Origin of the sequence: Thermogutta sp. (genome assembly GCF_039793925.1) — a bacterium.
Taxonomy (GTDB): Bacteria; Planctomycetota; Planctomycetia; order Pirellulales; family Thermoguttaceae; genus Thermogutta.
Genome location: NZ_JBAMME010000073.1, coordinates 1 through 1,496, shown reverse-complemented (window position 1 = coordinate 1,496; position 1,496 = coordinate 1). Strand labels below are relative to the sequence as shown.

The 1,496-nt window shown below is 60.4% G+C and carries 3 protein-coding genes; 1 reads left to right on the top strand and 2 read right to left on the bottom strand.

All coding sequences use genetic code 11. From position 1 onward, the window contains the following. Positions 1-183, top strand: a 183-nt coding sequence (locus tag ABJK56_RS02385) for a hypothetical protein (RefSeq protein ID WP_347243066.1), incomplete at its 5' end; no start/stop codon positions are given. A 119-nt stretch (positions 184-302) separates the two neighbouring features. Here the strand turns inward: ABJK56_RS02385 and ABJK56_RS02380 are convergent. Both ABJK56_RS02380 and ABJK56_RS02375 read right to left on the bottom strand, forming a co-directional pair. Continuing rightward, entirely contained in the window at positions 303-1,100 is a 798-nt protein-coding gene (locus tag ABJK56_RS02380) for a hypothetical protein (protein WP_347243065.1), read from the bottom strand. Positions 1,101-1,113: 13 nt separating this feature from the next. Next, positions 1,114-1,496 (bottom strand): hypothetical protein (locus tag ABJK56_RS02375; protein WP_347243064.1); only part of this gene is annotated, 383 nt, incomplete at its 5' end.

Genomic DNA, 1,496 nt, shown 5'->3' with positions numbered 1-1,496 from the left:
CAGTTCCACCGGCGTCTGCACTTCGGTAATGAAGCGGAGACGGTGGGCGGTGAAGTGGTGCATTCCCTTCGTTCCATCCTCCATTTTTCTCCCGTTAACCTCGACAACGTTATACCTATTGCGTTTGTTTCGGTCAGTTTCGGTCAGCGCCGATCGCCCGGACGTAAACGTCCGGGCTCATAATGCGAAGCCCCGAGGGGAACGAAGAACCCCCACCCAAGTATCTACGGCTGTAGTAATAAGTGACCTCCTGGCAGCGGATGGCATTGGCGGAGCGGATAAGTGGATGGGGTGGCGACCGGCTATCCGCTTATCCGCTGCCGGTGCACCGCTACTTCATCGATCGGCACCAGCGCCAGGTAAAAATCCGGCAGGCAGAGACTGCCACCGGGAAAGATGAACTCTACATAGCTGACTTCTCCCCGGGTTGTGCCTCGAAGGATGATGTATCGCATGGTGGCTGCCACCACCTCGAAACTCTGGAAGTGGCCTCCATAGTTGGGCGGCAGCTCCAGCCAACCGGTGGTACACTCCCCTCGCTTCTGCATCCCCTCGACCACCGCAGATAGGCCCACGATCTGGAACATCGTCCGTTTCTTGCCCAGAATGAAGGTTTGGCCTTCGGCAAAGGCCTCCAACAGTGCCCGCCTGGGTGAGAAGGCATACGTTATCAGTCTCTGATCCGGTTTGACGGCCTGGATGGTGCCGTAGGTCGGGACGTGGTAGGGTCGATTCTTCTTCTCCTCCAAAGCGCCCTTCTTGAAAACATAGGCCTTGCTGGTGCTTGGGTAGAACTCGTGCACCACGTTGAAGGCGGCTGTATCCAGGGCTGCATCTGGCAGGCGAGGGCTTCCATCGGCCACAAAGATGCCCGGCAGGAACCAGATGGGCATGGCGGCCACGTCGTAGGCCAGAGTGAAATCGGCCGGGTCGTCTTTCAGGTCTATCAGGCGCGGCCGCCAGGTGGCCCCCCGGGTCAGGCTGGCATAGAGCGCCTCGCTGGTGACGTGCGTATGGGTACGATAGTCTGACCCGAAGTCGGAGGCCACCACGGTGAAGCGCCCGCAGTTTCGGAGGGTGATGGCTCTGGCGTAGAGCATGGCACATCACCTCCTAGCCCAGGGCCTGGTAATACTCGTCGAACGCCTCCATGAGTTTTCCGGCCAGGGCTTCGATCTCCTCACCGAACAGCGCCACGCTGCCGTTCAGGTCGTCAAAGCGCACCGCTTGGTTGGCGAAATGGCTTTCCAGCGTTCCCTCGTCGGCCCACTGGAGCATGTCCAGCACCGAGAAGCGGGGGTAGCCGGTGGCCACCACCAGGAACTCGGTGTCGAACTTGCCATGGTTGGCCGAGTACTTGCCGTATCCGTGCGCGTCGGCGCGGCGCACGGCGTGCAGGTAGCCGGCCACATCCAGGAGCGTCGGGCTCTCGATGATAGTGATGAAGGGGAAGTGGGTGCCGGCCTTGACGTACTCGTAGAGGTGGTAGGTCTCGG